Annotated in this window: 13 protein-coding genes; 9 read left to right on the plus strand and 4 right to left on the minus strand. The window is 43.2% G+C overall.

What is annotated here, in order from left to right; genetic code table 11:
- Positions 1-189 precede the first annotated feature (189 nt).
- Both KUG37_RS02620 and gltA read right to left on the minus strand, forming a co-directional pair.
- Positions 190-696: a hypothetical protein gene (locus KUG37_RS02620; RefSeq protein ID WP_216934058.1), complete on the minus strand. Its 507-nt coding sequence runs from the start codon at positions 694-696 to the stop codon at positions 190-192.
- 151 nt (positions 697-847) lie between these two features.
- Positions 848-2,122 (minus strand): citrate synthase, encoded by a 1,275-nt coding sequence (gene gltA / locus KUG37_RS02625; RefSeq protein WP_216934061.1) that lies wholly within the window; start codon positions 2,120-2,122, stop codon positions 848-850.
- A gap of 1,016 nt (positions 2,123-3,138) precedes the next feature.
- Between gltA and sdhC the strand changes: the two genes are divergently transcribed.
- The 9 genes from sdhC (at position 3,139) to sucD (ending at position 15,149) form a co-directional block, all read left to right on the plus strand.
- Complete coding sequence (gene sdhC, locus KUG37_RS02630; protein ID WP_085064488.1) at positions 3,139-3,537, plus strand: succinate dehydrogenase, cytochrome b556 subunit; 399 nt, start codon at positions 3,139-3,141, stop codon at positions 3,535-3,537.
- A complete protein-coding gene (sdhD, locus tag KUG37_RS02635) occupies positions 3,537-3,902 on the plus strand; it encodes a succinate dehydrogenase, hydrophobic membrane anchor protein (RefSeq protein ID WP_216934063.1) in 366 nt (121 codons plus the stop codon). The genes sdhC and sdhD overlap by 1 nt, the downstream gene beginning before the upstream one ends.
- Positions 3,903-3,914: 12 nt before the next feature.
- The gene (locus KUG37_RS02640; protein WP_216934065.1) at positions 3,915-5,813 is read left to right on the plus strand and encodes an FAD-binding protein; all 1,899 of its coding nucleotides are present in this window, start codon (positions 3,915-3,917) and stop codon (positions 5,811-5,813) included.
- A gap of 14 nt (positions 5,814-5,827) precedes the next feature.
- On the plus strand, positions 5,828-6,538 hold the full coding sequence (locus tag KUG37_RS02645; RefSeq protein ID WP_216934066.1) for a succinate dehydrogenase iron-sulfur subunit: 711 nt from the start codon (positions 5,828-5,830) through the stop codon (positions 6,536-6,538).
- An 824-nt stretch (positions 6,539-7,362) separates the two neighbouring features.
- Positions 7,363-10,185: a 2-oxoglutarate dehydrogenase E1 component gene (locus tag KUG37_RS02650; RefSeq protein WP_216934067.1), complete on the plus strand. Its 2,823-nt coding sequence runs from the start codon at positions 7,363-7,365 to the stop codon at positions 10,183-10,185.
- Positions 10,186-10,203: 18 nt separating this feature from the next.
- Positions 10,204-11,418, plus strand: a complete 1,215-nt coding sequence (gene odhB, locus KUG37_RS02655) for a 2-oxoglutarate dehydrogenase complex dihydrolipoyllysine-residue succinyltransferase (protein WP_216934068.1) — start codon at positions 10,204-10,206, stop codon at positions 11,416-11,418.
- Between the two features lie 60 nt (positions 11,419-11,478).
- Positions 11,479-12,909, plus strand: a complete 1,431-nt coding sequence (lpdA, locus tag KUG37_RS02660) for a dihydrolipoyl dehydrogenase (protein ID WP_216934069.1) — start codon at positions 11,479-11,481, stop codon at positions 12,907-12,909.
- Positions 12,910-13,079: 170 nt separating this feature from the next.
- Positions 13,080-14,246, plus strand: a complete 1,167-nt coding sequence (sucC, locus tag KUG37_RS02665; RefSeq protein ID WP_216934070.1) for an ADP-forming succinate--CoA ligase subunit beta — start codon at positions 13,080-13,082, stop codon at positions 14,244-14,246.
- A gap of 12 nt (positions 14,247-14,258) precedes the next feature.
- Entirely contained in the window at positions 14,259-15,149 is an 891-nt protein-coding gene (sucD, locus tag KUG37_RS02670) for a succinate--CoA ligase subunit alpha (RefSeq protein ID WP_216934071.1), read from the plus strand.
- Positions 15,150-15,213: 64 nt separating this feature from the next.
- On the opposite strand, the gene KUG37_RS02675 is transcribed toward sucD, so the two are convergent.
- Both KUG37_RS02675 and KUG37_RS02680 read right to left on the minus strand, forming a co-directional pair.
- Positions 15,214-16,920, minus strand: a complete 1,707-nt coding sequence (locus tag KUG37_RS02675; protein WP_216934072.1) for a flotillin family protein — start codon at positions 16,918-16,920, stop codon at positions 15,214-15,216.
- Between the two features lie 37 nt (positions 16,921-16,957).
- Complete coding sequence (locus tag KUG37_RS02680; RefSeq protein ID WP_216934073.1) at positions 16,958-17,593, minus strand: YqiJ family protein; 636 nt, start codon at positions 17,591-17,593, stop codon at positions 16,958-16,960.
- Positions 17,594-17,899 lie beyond the last annotated feature (306 nt).

Below are 17,899 nucleotides of genomic sequence, written 5' to 3' on the forward strand. Positions count from 1 at the left end.
TATTTTATCGAAATTTTATCGATAAGCTAGAGCTGATTTGGCAGAAGAGACATGGAGCCCAAAAGTTATGCTATAAAATTGCAAAATCTGCTGATGTTTTATGCATCTATAGGTTTAAAGACTTGAGTTAAAATTGGGGATTTTAAAATATGCACTCTATATATTGTTTGGGATTAAAATAATTAAATATCATTTGCTTACTTGCGGATTCAAAATAATATTCGGGATTTTTTTCAAAAAAATATCCCGGGCAATATCTCCTTGCTGTTCAATATTATAGTGTGAAAATGATTTGTTGGGATTAAATTGATATTTGTAAGGATTATATTTTCCCAGACTTAAAAAATAAGCACTTTGCAGAAATGCCCCTTTTAAAACCACATTAATCTTTTGTTGGTATTGATAAATATGGGTCATCTCATGAATAAATAGCGCTTGATACGCCAAGCTTTCACATGAGTAGTCTTCCCGATAATTTAAATTTCGTGCATGAATGTAACCACTGGGTGCCATAATCACATGTCTGGATTGCCAGGGGAGGTAGGGGTGATTCATGATCCTGACTGCTGAATAGTCAATCAGGTTGCCAAATACCTGCTGGCAGATCCTGGTTTCACCGGGGGTTAAGCTGCGACATTTGAATTGTTCAAAACGGAGGAGTTGCAGAATAAAAGGCAGAGCAGTGTAAAACAACATCAAGCACAGATCCTGTTCAGGTTTTTAATCTATGAATATGGTCTAGATCCATTCATTTTAAAAGGAATTAATGAATTGATGTGTAGGGTTTTGTCAGCAATAAAAAAACCACCCCAAAGGGTGGTTTTTCTGTCTTTCAACGCCGTTCGAATTAACGAGCGATATCGCGTTGAACTTCGCCAGTGTAAAGCTGACGAGGACGACCGATCTTGTACGGACCGCTGTGCATTTCTAACCAGTGGCTGATCCAGCCCACAGTACGTGCAAGCGCGAAGATCACAGTAAACATTTCTGTCGGGATACCAATCGCTTTAAGGATGATACCTGAGTAGAAGTCTACGTTCGGGTAAAGGTTACGTTTGATGAAGTATTCGTCAGAAAGCGCGATACGTTCAAGTTCCATAGCCAATGCAAGCTGTGGATCATTGATGCCAAGTGCACCAAGAACTTCGTCACAAGTTTCTTTCATTACTTTCGCACGTGGATCGAAGTTTTTGTAAACTCGGTGACCGAAGCCCATCAGTTTAACTTCTTTAGTCTTCACTTTTTCCATGAAGCCAGCCACGTTTTCTACAGAGCCGATTTCATCAAGCATCTTAAGAACAGCTTCGTTCGCACCGCCGTGAGCAGGGCCCCAAAGTGCAGAGATACCAGCAGCGATACATGCATACGGGTTCGCACCAGTAGAACCGGCCAAACGTACTGTAGATGTAGACGCATTTTGTTCGTGGTCAGCATGCAGCGTGAAGATACGGTCCATTGCTTTTGCAAGGATAGGATCAACTTTGTAATCACGATCTGCAGGCGTAGCAAACATCATGTGCAGGAAGTTTTCTGCATAACTCAGGTCGTTACGTGGGTAAACGAATGGTTGACCAATCGTGTACTTGTAGCTCCAAGCCGCCAATGTAGGGATCTTCGCGATTAAACGGATCGCAGTGATTTCACGGTGGTTAATATCTTCAATGTCAAGGTTGTTGTGATAGAACGCAGACAACGCACCAACCACACCGACCATGATCGCCATAGGATGCGCATCACGACGGAAACCATTGTAGAAACGGCTAACTTGATCGTGAACCATAGTATGGTTACGCACTTTAGCGTCAAATTCTTCTTTTTGCTCAGCAGTTGGAAGTTCGCCATTTAACAATAAATAGCAAGTTTCCAGGTAGTCCGCTTTAGTCGCCAATTGATCGATTGGGTAGCCACGGTGTAAAAGTACACCTTTGTTACCATCGATGAACGTGATTTTAGACTCGCACGCAGCGGTCGCCATAAAACCAGGATCAAAAGTAAAGTGACCTGCAGCCAACACATCTTTAACGTCGATTACATCTGGGCCCAATGTGCCGCTGTAAATTGGTAGTTCAATTTCTTTGCCATCAAGCTGTAAAACGGCTTTCTTGCCAGTTGCTTCAGACATTCAATAGATCTCCTGTCCTGGTGAATGTATATCCGGTTTGCCTATCAATCTTTTAATGCACAAAACGGACGGATCGAAAATTTGCTATAAGATTAGTGAGTACTGAAATTTTGTCAATTATACTTATGGATGAAAAAATGACGGTCACACAGCGGTTTAGTCATATTGGCTCAGTATAAAAAGTTATAAAAAATTCAGTAAAATCACAGCATCAAACCTCTATAATAAGTCAAATTGAAGCAGAGGTGCAGAAAAAAATAGACTACCTGAGGCATTTGTAAGCGTTTTTTCCTAGCAAAAAATACGGGTAAAAATTGTCAGAAATCGTGACAAATATGCTTAAAACTATATAAATCTCATAACTTACATCGTTTTTATCACTCTGATTTTTGCACTTAGAATTATAAATAAAAGCAATTAATCAAATTTTAAGACTGGTTCAATTGATTAAAAAGTAGCTTAATAAATGGCCAACTTTGCAGCAAAGATAGGCAGTATAAAAATAAATGAATGATTTTTTGAATCCAAATGCATCAAACCGATTGAAAAACCCATGGTCTTATTCACTAAGTGGCTCTTTAACATCAGGATATCTCGATAAGTGGGCTACTGTTTAATTCGGGTAATTGGTCTGTTATATATAGGCACTTGATTTCCATCTGAATTAAAAAGAGATTTAAATAATATTTGTGATTGAAATGTGCATCTTTAGTCTAAAATTGGCATATGCACCTTTCTCTTGAAAACTGAGTAAATTAATCAGATTAATTATTTAAAAACAATTATATAGGTGGGAATAAAGAGTACTGAGGAAGATATAAAATTCAACCTGATTTTGTTAATGATTCTTATTTAATGGCTTTTTCTCCAAAAAGCCAAATTCAGCCGTTTGTATTTTAATAGTTGACGTTTTATAATTCAGTGTCGTTTTGATTTTAGGCATGTATTTGCCTGAGAATGCCAGCTTTCCTTCGAATTAATTCCAACAAACTCCGGATGGAGTTTTTACTTACAGGATGCCCGCTGTGAAAAGCAACAGACCTGTCAATTTGTCCATGGGTCAAGTTTTAGAAGTAAACTTAAAATCACCCGTGGCTATTGCATCAATTCTACACCGTCTTTCAGGTGTTATCGTATTTTTACTCGTACCGGTCCTTCTATGGATTTTAGACAAGTCATTGTCTTCACCTGAAGGTTTTGCGCAAGTTCAAGAAATCTTTAACGGTTTCATTGTTCGTTTCATTGTATGGGTATTTGTCGCCGGCTTGATTTTTCACTTTATTGCGGGTGTTAAGCATTTACTTGCTGACATTGGCGTTGCTGAAGAACTAGAAAGTGGCCGTGTTGCATCTACTATCGCATTAATCTTGTCTGCAATCGGTATTGTTGCAGCATTTGTATGGATCGTACTCTAATGAAAAGCGCTACTGGTTTAACAGGTTCAGGTTCTCGCGATTGGTTTCTCCAACGTGTTAGTGCTGTTATCTTGGCTGTTTATACCGTTGTTATTTTGGGTTGGATCCTGTCTCACAGCGGATTCAGCTATGAACAATGGTATGGCTTCATGATGACAACTCCAATGAAGACTCTGTCTTTATTGTCAGTCTTATCTCTTGTTGCACACGCTTGGATTGGTATGTGGCAAGTCTTCACAGACTACGTGACGACTCGTCAAATGGGTCCTTCAGCAAATGGTTTGCGTATTGTGCTGACTTCGGCAGTAATTATTGCTGTATTGGCATATGCAATCTGGGCCATCCAGATTTTTTGGGCGAATTGATAGGAAACAATCATGGGCGCTATAAACCCTAAAGAAGATTACACAAATATTCCACATGAAACTTTCGATGCAGTCATCGTTGGTGGTGGTGGTTCAGGTATGCGTGCGTCTTACCAACTTGCTCAAGCTGGTTTGAAAGTTGCAGTTCTGACTAAAGTATTCCCAACCCGTTCGCACACTGTTGCAGCACAGGGTGGTATTGGTGCATCTCTTGGTAACATGCAAGAAGATAACTGGCACTATCACTTCTACGACACAGTTAAAGGTTCTGACTGGTTAGGTGACCAAGACGCCATCGAGTTCATGACTCGCGAAGCGCCACAAGTTGTTTATGAGCTTGAACACCTAGGTATGCCATTCGACCGTAATGCTGACGGTACAATTTACCAACGTCCTTTCGGTGGTCACTCTGCGAACTACGGTGAAAAAGCTGTACCACGCGCATGTGCTGCTGCTGACCGTACAGGCCACGCACTTCTTCATACGCTTTATCAAAGCAACGTGAAAATGGGTACTCAATTCTTCGTAGAATGGATTGCGCTTGACCTGATCCGTAACGAAAAGGGCGACGTTCTTGGTGTTACAGCAATTGATCAGGAAACTGGTAAAATTGCGGTATTCCAAGCGAAAGCAACATTGTTCGCTACTGGTGGTGCTGGTCGTGTTTACCGTGCATCTACAAACGCTTATATCAACACTGGTGACGGTCTTGGTATGGCAGCTCGTGCAGGCATTCCATTGCAAGATATGGAATTCTGGCAATTCCACCCTACGGGTGTTGCGGGCGCAGGCGTATTGTTGACTGAAGGTTGTCGTGGTGAAGGTGCAATCCTTCGTAACAAAGACGGCGAACCGTTCATGGAACGTTATGCTCCAACTTTGAAAGACTTGGCTCCTCGTGACTTCGTATCACGATCTATGGACCAGGAAATCAAAGAAGGCCGTGGTTGTGGGCCTAAAGGTGATTACATCCTGCTTGATATGACGCACTTGGGTGCGGATACGATCATGAAACGTCTGCCATCTGTATTTGAGATTGGCAAGAAATTCGCGAACGTTGACATTACTAAAGAGCCAATTCCAGTAGTACCAACAATCCATTACCAAATGGGTGGTATTCCGACGAATATTCATGGTCAGGTTGTTGTTCCTGAAACTAGCGAGACTGAAGCGCTTGTTGCTCACTACGACAAAGAAAATGATGTTTACTCAACGAATCAAGAAGGTCGTGACTTCACTAAACCAGTGAAAGGCTTTTATGCAATTGGTGAGTGTTCATGTGTATCTGTACACGGTGCAAACCGTCTAGGTACAAACTCATTACTTGACTTGGTTGTATTTGGTAAGGCTGCTGGTCAGCACATCATCGATTACGTGACTAAACATCACGGTGATGAATACGAACCACTGCCTACAACTGTACTTGAGCAAACTGTTGCACGTATTCGTAAACTTGACGAATCTGCTACGGGTGAAAATGCTCAGGAAGTTGCTGATGCAATCCGTGACATCGTTCAAGACCACGCTGGTGTATTCCGTACATCTGCACTTCTTGAAGAAGGTGTAAAACAGATTCTTGCCATTGAGCCGCGTGTTCGCAATATTCATTTGAAAGACAAATCTAAAGTATTCAACACTGCACGTATTGAAGCGCTAGAGGTTGAAAACTTGTATGAAGTTGCAAAAGCAACGCTGATTTCTGCGGCTGCTCGTAAAGAGTGTCGTGGTGCGCATACGGTTGTAGATTTTGAATTGTCACCAGATCATCCTGAATACCCATATGGTCGTCGTGATGATGAATGGATGAAGCATACTCTTTGGTTCTCTGCGGATAACCATCTAGAGTACAAGCCAGTTCGTTACCGTCCATTGTCGGTTGATGCGATTCCACCTAAACCACGTACATTCTAATCAGGAGAATTCAGATGAGTAGAGGTACTCGTACATTTCATATCTACCGCTATGATCCTGACAAGGATAAAGCACCGTACATGCAAACTTTCAAACTGGAACTGACTGACAAGCACCGTATGTTGCTTGACGCACTTCTTGCATTGAAAGTACAGGACGAAACTTTAACGTTCCGTCGCTCATGTCGTGAAGGGATCTGTGGTTCTGATGGTGTGAACATCAATGGTAAAAACGGTTTGGCGTGTCTTTGGAACCTGAACGATTTACCAAATGAAATTACTGTTCGTCCATTGCCTGGTCTTCCTGTAGTGAAAGATCTGGTGGTTGACATGAACCAGTTCTATGACCAGTACAACAAGATCCATCCATTCTTGATCAACAACCAGCCTGCGCCTCCAAAGGAGCGTTTACAGTCTCCTGAAGAGCGTGAGCATCTGGATGGTCTGTATGAGTGTATTCTATGTGCATGCTGTTCAACTGCATGCCCGTCATTCTGGTGGAACCCGGATAAGTTCTTGGGTCCTTCAGCATTGTTGAATGCTTACCGCTTCATTATTGACTCGCGTGATAGTGCAACACAAGAGCGTCTGGCTCGTCTTGACGACCCGTTCTCATTGTTCCGTTGTAAAGGCATCATGAACTGTGTATCTGTATGCCCTAAAGGCTTGAACCCGACTAAAGCAATCGGTCACATCCGTAATATGCTTTTAGATATGGCAGGCTAATAGGCTGCATCTAGCAGTTTAGAAAAAAGCACACCTTTGGGTGTGCTTTTTTTATGCAAACGATTGAAGAAAAATAAAAAATCATAAGATAAAAACGAAGATACTATACTTAAAATGTATAAAGTTGAGTCGGGTGGTCGGGAAATGATGGGCGAGGTTTAGTGTAACAAAAGGAGAACATGTGAATATTTTGGGTATTTATGATTTTTAGATGTAAAACTGACCTGAAAAATAACAAGAACGATGTTATTATATAACGGAAAATTAAGGGGGGAGTGGATTGAAAAGTTTACTCTCTTTTTGTTTATCGGAAATGCGTAGGACTTAAGTCTACGTTGAATCTATTTTTGAGATAAAGCACCATATATTAGAGTAAAATATCTGAACTGTATTTAGCCAATTTATGAAAGGTATGTGTCAAAAAAATCAATTGAAAACTTGAGAACATGTTAGCATTTGGCCCATGACCATCTTTAAAAAAATGCTATTCCATGTACATTTTTTAAACACTGCACAATCAGGGACTGGTATATAAAGGTAGAACAGAGTCGCTTTAGAAAAAATCTTTGTCATTGCTTGCTTTTTTCTAAGTCGATTTGCAAAAAATTGCCCGGTTTCGATCGGGTATTCAATGAGTGATGATGCCGCTGAGGGGCGTTATTGTTCATTACACATATCAAGATTTTTCTTGGTGTGGTGATAACGCCTCATGGCTTATGCCTTATGGGGGACTAGTATCATATTACCAATTTGATGCTAATAATCCTGGGTTTTGCTTAAAAAGCATCCTGAAAATGTTTTTGCAATAGGAAATGGGTCCACAAATGCAAGAAGTTGCTGACGCTCTGCGTCTTGACACTGAACTTTCCGCTGATAGTGCAGCGTATATTGAAGAACTTTATGAGCAGTATCTGACTGCTCCAGACTCAGTAGGTGCTGACTGGAGAGCGTACTTCGATAAATTCCCAAAAGGTGATCAACCACACAGTAATGTACGTGAGCAATTCCTACTTTTAGGTCGCAATTCAAGCCGTATTCAGCCTGTTGTTCAGTCGACAGTCAGCTCAGAGCATGAACGTCGTCAAATTGGCGTATTACAGCTGATTGCTGCGTACCGTAACCGTGGTCACCAGAAAGCAAAACTGGATCCATTAGGTTTGGCGAAGCGTGAAGTTGTGCCTGATCTGGAGCTTGCTGCGCATGGTTTGACCCAGTCTGACCTGGACACAGTATTCAATACTGGCAACTTGGCGATCGGTAAAGAAGAAGCGACTTTGGCTGAGATGGTTCAGTCAATGGAAGCTACTTACTGTGGTTCAATCGGTGCTGAATACATGCACATCGTGGACACTAAAGAAAAACGTTGGATTCAACAACGTCTAGAAAGTACACGTGGTCAATATGGCTTCAATGCTGAACAAAAGAAACATATCCTTGAGCGCTTAACTGCGGCTGAAGGCCTAGAAAAATATCTTGGTAATAAATTCGTTGGTGCCAAACGTTTCGGCGTTGAAGGTGGTGAAGCATTCATCCCGATGGTAAACGAGATTATTCAGCGTGCAGGTTCTGTAGGCTGTAAAGAAGTTGTAATCGGTATGCCTCACCGCGGCCGTTTAAACCTTCTCGTCAACATCATGGGTAAAAACCCGGCTGACCTGTTTGGTGAGTTCGAAGGTAAATCGATTCACAAGAAAGGCTCTGGTGACGTTAAGTATCACCAAGGCTTCTCTTCAAACGTGATGACTCAGGGTGGCGAAGTTCACTTGGCATTGGCGTTCAACCCGTCACATCTAGAAATCGTTGGCCCTGTGGTTGAGGGTTCGGTACGTGCGCGTCAAGTACGTCGTAAAGACATTGGCGGCGATGACGTATTGCCATTAATCGTACATGGTGATGCTGCATTTGCAGGTCAGGGCGTAAACCAGGAAACCTTCCAGATGTCACAGACTCGCGGTTATACCGTGGGTGGTACAGTGCACATTGTGATTAATAACCAGGTTGGTTTCACGACTTCTGATCCACGTGATGCACGTTCTACAGAATACTGTACTGATATCGCTAAAATGATTCAGGCGCCGATCTTCCATGTCAATGGTGATGATCCTGAAGCGGTGGTGTTCATTTCACAACTGGCACATGATTTCCGTCATACTTTCCGTAAAGACGTTGTGATTGACATGTTCTGCTACCGTCGTCGTGGTCATAACGAAGCGGATGAGCCGGCTGCAACTCAACCAATGATGTATCAAGTGATTAACAAGAAAGCGACCACGCGTACGCTTTATGCTGATCAACTGGTACAACAAGGTGTTCTTGATCGCGCTAATGCAGATCAGATGGTAGAAAACTACCGAGCAGACCTAGAAGCGGGTAAGCACGTTGCCAATGCACTGGTACTTGAACCGAACAAAAAAATGTTTGTGGACTGGACGCCTTACTTGGGCCATGAGTACACTGACCAGTGGGATACAACTTTCCCAATCGAACGTCTGAAAGAGCTTGGCAATAAAATGCGCGAGCTTCCTGAAGGCTTCGTGATGCAGCGTCAAGTTGCGAAAGTGATTGATGATCGTCTGAAAATGCAAACGGGCGAAATGCCACTGAACTGGGGTGCTGCTGAAACTTTGGCGTATGCAACTGTATTAGATGAAGGTTACTTACTTCGTTTAACTGGTGAAGATGTAGGTCGTGGTACTTTCTCACACCGTCATGCAAAACTGCATAATCAGGTAGATGGTTCAACTTATATTCCACTTTGCCACATCAAAGAAAACCAGCCGCGTACTGCAATCTATGATTCATTATTGTCAGAAATGGCGGTATTGGCATTCGAATACGGCTATGCGACTACTCTTCCTAAGAGTTTGATCATCTGGGAAGCGCAATTCGGTGACTTCGCCAACTGTGCACAGGTAGTGATTGACCAGTTCATCTCATCTGGTGAAACCAAATGGGAACGTGTGTGTGGTTTAACTATGCTTCTTCCACATGGTTTTGAAGGTCAAGGCCCAGAACATTCATCTGCACGTTTAGAGCGTTTCTTACAGCTATGCGCTGAAGACAACATGCAAGTGATTACACCGACAACGCCTGCGCAGATTTTCCACGCATTACGTCGTCAAGCGATTCGTCCAATCCGTAAACCACTGATTGTGACTTCGCCGAAGTCTTTACTTCGTCACAAGCTGGCTGTATCTAGCTTGGAAGAGCTTGCAAACGGTACATTCCAAACTGTGATTGATGAAGTAGACAACCTCAACAAGTCAGAGGTAACCCGTCTGATTCTGTGTGGTGGTAAGGTGTATTACGACCTAGTTGAAAAACGTCGTGAAAAAGAATTGAACAACACTGCCATTGTACGTATTGAACAATTATATCCATACCCAGAAAAACGCCTGACAGAAGTGCTTGCGCAATATCCAAACGTCAAAGAACTCGTTTGGGCGCAAGAAGAACCGAAGAACCAAGGCGCTTGGTTATTCATCGCACCACGTCTTTATGACGATGTGATGAAAGCGGGTAAACAAGTACGTATTAGCTATGCAGGCCGTGAAGCTTCTGCTGCACCGGCATGTGGTTCACCATATTTGCATGCAAAACAACAAGCTCAGCTCATCAACGACGCGCTTGCGATCGATGCTGAATAATCCAGGAGATTCTAAGTAATGGCAACCGAAATTAAAGCACCGGTATTCCCAGAGTCAGTTGCGGACGGTACGATCGCAACTTGGCACAAACAACCAGGTGAAGCAGTCTCACGTGATGAAGTGATCTGCGATATTGAGACTGATAAAGTTGTTTTAGAAGTTGTCGCTCCTGCAGACGGTACACTTGCATCTATTATTAAAGGTGAAGGCGATACTGTTCTTTCAGCTGAAGTAATTGCACAGTTTGAAGAAGGTGCTGTTTCTGGCGCTACGCAAACTCAAGCAGTTCAGTCTGAAGAGAAAGTTGAACAAGCTGCTGCGCAAACTGAAGCGGGTAATGCACCGATCGTTGAACGTCAACAAGTACAGGATCAGGCTCCAGCCGTGCGTAAAGCATTGACTGAATCTGGTGTTGCTGCAGCTGACGTTGCTGGTACGGGTCGTGGCGGTCGCATCACTAAAGAAGACGTAGCAAATCATCAAGCGAAACCGGCAGCACCTGCAGCGCAACCATTAAGCGTTGCAGTGGGTGAACGCATCGAAAAACGTGTTCCGATGACACGTCTTCGTAAGCGTGTAGCTGAACGTTTACTTGCAGCGACTCAAGAAACTGCAATGTTGACTACGTTCAACGAAGTGAACATGAAACCAATCATGGAAATGCGTGCTCAATACAAAGATGCATTCGAGAAGCGTCATGGTGCGCGTCTTGGCTTCATGTCATTCTTCGTTAAAGCAGCAACTGAAGCACTAAAACGCTACCCAGCGGTAAATGCTTCAATTGATGGTGATGATATTGTTTATCATGGTTACTACGATATCGGTGTTGCAGTTTCATCTGAACGCGGTCTAGTGGTTCCTGTACTTCGTGATACAGACCGCATGAACTATGCTGAAGTTGAAAACGGCATCCGTGCATATGCTGCGAAGGCGCGTGACGGTAAGCTGGGTATCGAAGACATGACTGGCGGTACATTCACGATCACCAATGGTGGTACTTTTGGCTCATTGCTTTCTACACCAATTCTAAATACGCCACAAACTGCGATTCTGGGTATGCATAAAATCCAGGAACGTCCGATGGCTGTAAATGGTCAAGTAGAAATCTTGCCAATGATGTACCTTGCATTGTCTTATGACCACCGTTTAATCGATGGTAAAGAAGCAGTTGGTTTCCTTGTAACAATCAAAGAATTGTTAGAAGAGCCTGCGCGTCTTATCCTTGATCTTTAATTTTTAAGAATATATTTATGGGCTTAGGGCGAAACTCTAAGCCCATTTTTGGAGATAAATATGTCTCAATTCGATTTAGTCGTAATTGGTGGTGGCCCGGGCGGCTACGAAGCAGCAATTCGTGCAGCTCAACTTGGTTACAAAGTAGCGTGTATAGAAAAACGTATTCATAAAGGCAAGCCAGCTTTGGGTGGTACTTGCTTAAACGTGGGTTGTATCCCGTCTAAAGCATTGCTTGATTCTTCACATCGCTATGAAGATACCGTTCAGCATTTAGATGACCATGGTATTACGACCGGTGAAGTTAAATTTGATCTTTCTAAAATGATGAGTCGTAAAGACAAAGTTGTAGATCAGTTGACTGGCGGTGTTGCTCAATTGCTTAAAGGCAATGGGATTGAATGGTTACAAGGTACGGGTAAATTACTTGCGGGTAAAAAAGTTGAATTCACACCATTTGAAGGTGAAGTTCAAGTTTTAGAGCCTAAATACGTGATTCTTGCGACAGGTTCTGTACCAATTAACATTCCTTCAGCTCCTGTAGATCAAGACTTAATCGTTGATTCTACTGGTGCACTTGAATTCCAGGAAGTACCTAACCGTTTAGGTGTGATTGGGGCGGGTGTAATTGGTCTTGAGCTAGGTTCAGTATGGCGTCGTCTTGGTGCGGAAGTTGTTGTATTTGAAGCAATGGACGAATTCTTGCCAATGGCTGATAAAGCTTTGGCTAAAGAATATCAAAAGATCCTGACTAAACAGGGTATGGATATCCGTATCGGTGCCAAAGTTTCCGGTACTGAAATTAACGGTCGTGAAGTAACAGTTAAATACAGCCAGGCTGGTGAAGAAAAAACTGAAACTTTCGATAAATTGATCGTTTGTGTAGGTCGTCGTGCCTATGCTGAAGGTCTATTGGCTGATGACAGTGGTATCAAGCTGACTGAACGTGGTCTGGTTGATGTCAACGATTGGTGTGCAACTTCAGTTGAAGGTGTATATGCAATTGGTGATTTGGTACGTGGTCCAATGCTTGCACATAAAGCAATGGAAGAAGGCGTTATGGCTGTGGAACGTATTCACGGTCATGCTGCGCAAGTAAACTACGATACCATCATTTCTGTGATCTACACACACCCAGAAGCGGCGTGGATTGGTTTGACAGAACAGCAAGCTAAAGACAAAGGTCACGAAGTGAAAACGGGTCAATTCGGTTTCGCGGTTAACGGTCGTGCTTTAGCTGCAGGTGAAGGCGCTGGTTTTGTGAAGTTTGTTGCTGATGCAAAAACCGATCGTTTATTGGGTATGCACGTGATTGGCCCTGCAGCGTCTGACATCATCCATCAAGGTATGATCGCACTTGAGTTTGTATCTTCAGTTGAAGATTTACAGCTGATGACATTTGCTCATCCAACATTCTCTGAAGTGGTACATGAAGCTGCACTTGCTGTTGATGGTCGTGCGATTCACGCGATTCAGCGTAAACGTAAGTAATTCGAAAAAAGAGCGGCTTAGGTCGCTCTTTTTACATTTCAAGGTTGTTTTTATTAGAACAATCATCTAAAAATAAAGATAACGATTTTAAGAAATGCTGGTACTGCTTTGACGGACGTCTGGGTGCTGGTGAGTTATAACAAGCTAAAGAAGTAATAAAAGGTTATTCAATGAATTTACATGAGTATCAAGCCAAAGCGCTATTAAAAAAATATGGTATGCCTGTACAGGAAGGCATACTGGCCACCAATGCCGATGAAACGGTGCATGCTTTTGAGCAGCTGGGTGGAAAGTTCGCAGTATTGAAAGCACAGGTGCATGCCGGTGGCCGAGGTAAGGCCGGTGGTGTAAAAGTGGTAAAATCGGCTGCCGAGGCTGCTGAATATGCCAATCAGATTATCGGTTCACGCTTGGTAACTTATCAGACTGATGCCAATGGTCAGCCCGTAAATAGCATTTTAGTCTCGGAAGATGTTTATCCGGTTGAGCGCGAGCTGTACTTGGGTGCTGTGGTGGATCGCTCGACTCGCCGGATCACTTTTATGGCATCGACTGAAGGCGGTGTTGAAATTGAGAAAGTGGCCGAAGAAACCCCTGAAAAAATTATTAAAGTCGAAGTTGAGCCTTTGGTCGGTTTGATGCCATTTCAGGCACGTGAAGTTGCTTTTGCACTTAAACTCAAAGATGGACAAATCAATCAATTTGTTAAAATTATGACAGCTGCCTATCAGGCATTTGTAGACAATGATTTTGCACTTTTCGAAATTAATCCGCTGTCTGTGCGTGAGAATGGTGACATTCTTTGTGTCGATGCCAAAATCGGAATTGATTCGAATGCGCTGTACCGTTTGCCAGAAATCGCGGCTATGCGGGATAAATCTCAGGAAAATGAGCGCGAACTGAAAGCCTCTGAATTCGATCTGAACTATGTGGCACTTGAGGGTAACATTGGCTGTATGGTCAATGGTGCCGGTCTTGCTATGGCAACTATGGATATTATCAAGCTCTATGGCGGTCAGCCAGCCAACTTCCTGGATGTTGGTGGCGGTGCAACGAAAGAGCGTGTGATTGAAGCTTTTAAAATTATCCTCGCAGATAGCTCTGTGCAGGGTGTATTAATTAATATTTTTGGTGGAATTGTACGTTGTGACATGATTGCTGAAGCAATTATTGCGGCGGTTCAGGAGGTAAATGTAACCGTTCCTGTGGTTGTTCGTCTTGAAGGCAACAATGCAGAATTGGGTGCAAAATTACTGGATGAATCAGGTTTGAAGTTAATTTCTGCACATGGTCTTGCTGATGCTGCAGAAAAAATCGTTGCTGCTGTAAAAGCTTAAGGAGTATCAATCATGAGCGTATTAGTTAATAAAGACACCAAAGTGTTGGTACAGGGCTTTACAGGTAAAAACGGCACATTCCATTCCGAACAGGCTTTGGCTTATGGTACTAAAGTGGTGGGTGGTGTAACTCCAGGAAAAGGGGGGCAAACCCATCTGGAACTGCCTGTATTTAATACCATGCGTGAAGCGGTGAAAGAAACTGGCGCAGATGCTTCGGTGATTTATGTTCCGGCACCTTTTGTACTGGATTCTATTATTGAAGCGGTCGATTCTGGCATTGAGTTAATTGTGGTGATCACTGAGGGGGTGCCTACCCTCGACATGCTTAAAGCCAAGCGTTATCTGGAAACCAATGGCAATGGCACACGTCTGATCGGGCCCAACTGTCCGGGTATTATTACTCCGGGTGAATGTAAGATCGGGATTATGCCGGGTCATATTCATCTACCGGGTAGAATCGGGATTATCTCGCGCTCAGGTACACTGACTTATGAAGCCGTGGCGCAAACCACCAAGCTAGGTTTAGGTCAGTCGACCTGTATTGGTATTGGTGGAGATCCAATTCCGGGGATGAACCAGATTGACTGCTTGAAACTGTTCCAGGATGATCCACAAACTGAAGCCATCATTATGATTGGTGAAATTGGTGGTACTGCGGAAGAAGAAGCAGCAGAATATATTCAATCGAATGTCACCAAGCCGGTCGTAGGTTATATTGCGGGTGTGACTGCGCCTAAAGGCAAACGTATGGGCCATGCAGGTGCGATTATTTCAGGTGGTAAAGGTACAGCAGAAGAAAAATTTGCTGCCTTTGAACGTGCGGGTATGGCCTATACGCGTAGTCCTGCCGAACTCGGTTCAACCATGCTGCAAGTGTTAAAAGATAAAGGTTTGGTTTAATATATAAATTAAACCAGCACTAAAAAAGCTCCCAAATGGGAGCTTTTTTATATCTCAGTCTTTTTTATGTTTTTACTTTCAGGCTCTGGGTCATTCCATTAATATCACCGCCCTGAATACCCAGTTCACTCATCAAGCTATCAATTAAAGGTGCCTGACTGCGGTAACGCAGGGCGCTATTGACCACCTGATCTGACAGGGCAACATTGCCATTCTCATGATGGGCATCTGCCTGACATGAACCGGCATGACTGCCATGTAGTCCATTGACCTGAAGAATCTTGATGTCATCAATATTTTCCATCGGCTTGACACTTTCACGAATAATTTCAGGCAAATATTTCAGCATGGCCAGACGAATCTGCATTTCGACCTGTTCAGGTGACAGGACGTTATTGGCTTCATTGACCGCACGTGTACCTTCAGCATCGACCTGATACTGTTTTTCCATCGCCTGAGCCAGCAGAATTTTTGCATCTGCCTCACCCTTGGCTTTGAGCCGGACTTTTTCTGCTTCTGCTTCAGCTGCAATACGAACCGCTTCTGCATCATCGGCGGCTGCCTGTTTGCCGGCTTCGGCAGCCACTGTAATAGCAATTGCATCTTTTTCAGCATGTTCTTTGGCTGCGACAAGTTCAACCGCTTTTTGACGCTCTGCCTGCTGGATTTGCCGTACGGTGATGACTTCTTCTTCGGCTTTTACTGCTTGTGCACGGGCGTGGTCGGCCTGGGCTTTAGCTTCAGATTCAGCACGTGATTTTTCTGCAATGGCAATGGCACGATCCTGTTCAGCCAGCTCAATGGTTTTCTTTTGCTCGACTTGGGCTTTTTGAATGAGCTGTGCTTTTTGAATGTTTTCATTTTCCACATCACGTGCTGCTAAAATACGTTTGAGTTCGACTTCCCGTTCAGCGGCAATTTGGGCTTCTTCTGCTTCACGTTTTTTGCCAGCTTCCTGAGTGGCAATTTCGGCCAGCTGTTCAGCGCGTCGAATGGCAATTTCACGTTCCTGTTGCAGCTTGGCATATTCTTCTTCACGAATAATTTGCAGACGCGCCTGTTCAGCTTCCAGATTTTTGGTTTTAATCGCCAGATCGGTATCCTGTTCAATATGGTTACGCTTACGACGACGATCTTCAATGGTTTCAGTGAGCTTGGTCAGGCCTTCAGCATCAAACGCATTTTGCGGATTAAAATATTTAAATCCGGTCTGGTCCAGACCAGTCAAAGAAACGGTTTCAAGTTCCAGACCATTTTTGTGTAAATCTTCCGAAACGACTTGCTGGACTTTTTGTACGAAATCGACCCGTTTTTCATGCAGTTCTTCCATGGCCATTTCTGCCGCTACTGCGCGCAGTGAGTCGACAAATTTACCTTCCACCAGATTTTTTAGTTCATTCGGTGACATGGTCTTTTGGCCCAGTGTTTGCGCTGCAGTGGCAATTGAATCCGCTGTAGGTTTGACCCGCACATAGAACTCGGCCATTACATCAACACGCATCCGGTCACGGGTAATCAGTGCCTGATCATCTGCACGGCGTACTTCAAGGCGTAGGGTGTTCATATTCACCGGAATGATTTCATGCAATACTGGAAGTACAATTGCGCCCCCACCCAAAATCACTTTTTCTCCACCCCAACCAGTACGTACAAAGGAAATTTCCTTGCTAGAGCGACGGTATAGGCGTGCAATGATGAGACCGAAGGTCACCAATGCTGCAAAAATAATTCCCGCAATAATTAAAATATTATATAAATCAAATTTTAACATTGTTATAAAGTCTCAATTGAGTTTGAGTTGAATAAGATTAAAGTGCGATGGCCTGAAAGCCATTTTTGGTTTTTTGGGTCAGAACCACATTCTGACCCTGATTTAAAATCTGATTGTTTTCAGGTTCAACCATCACATAATGGGTCTGGCCATGCTGATCCCGGACTTTGGCCTGCGCCGGAGAATTTGCTTTGGCATCTCCAAGAATAATAGTTGCGGTACGTCCGATGAGTTCATCACTATGAATAGCAGAGGTCTCATCTTGGGGTAGGAGCTTACTGGCGGCCATGGCAAGAAAGCGCACCACAGGCATACATAGAAACAGGCAGGCCGGAGAAATTAGCCAGACGCTGAAAAGCTGACTGGTCAGGCGCTCAGAAATGCCCTGAATCAATAAGCCACTCAGACCATAACTGGTCAGGAAAATGATCAGCCAGATAAATAAAGGCAGACGACCCAGATATAACCAGTCAAAGACTTTACTGAAAACAGCGGGGTGTGGATCCTGACTTATTTCCGGTTGCAGGGGATCTTCAGGTAAAAACTGTTCCAGCATATGCTGAGAGCCACCACCGAGCAAAAGAAGAATGCACTCTAGGGCAGCAAACATCAGCATCAGGCTAAGACTGATACTAAATACGATATTAGATGGATGCGTAAACAGTTCCCACATTTTCTTATCTCTATAATTATGTTTTTAGGAAAAGTATCTGAAAATTATTCTTGCTCTAACGATAGCAGTAATTGCTGATTTTGTATGCAAAAAAATAACAAAAAACCTTATAAAAGAGGATTGAATAAATAAATTATTTAATAATTATTGAACTATTAAAATTAATAATCAACTATAAGCTGAAGGGGGATTTGAGCAGATGATGCTGGAATTTCACTGGGATTTATAAATGACAAGGCCTTCTGCCTGAGCTTGCCGGAGAATTTTATAGAGATACATCAATCTGAGTATCTCTATATCTTTTTG

Source organism: Acinetobacter sp. BY419, assembly GCF_019038395.1.
In the GTDB taxonomy this organism is placed as follows: domain Bacteria; phylum Pseudomonadota; class Gammaproteobacteria; order Pseudomonadales; family Moraxellaceae; genus Acinetobacter.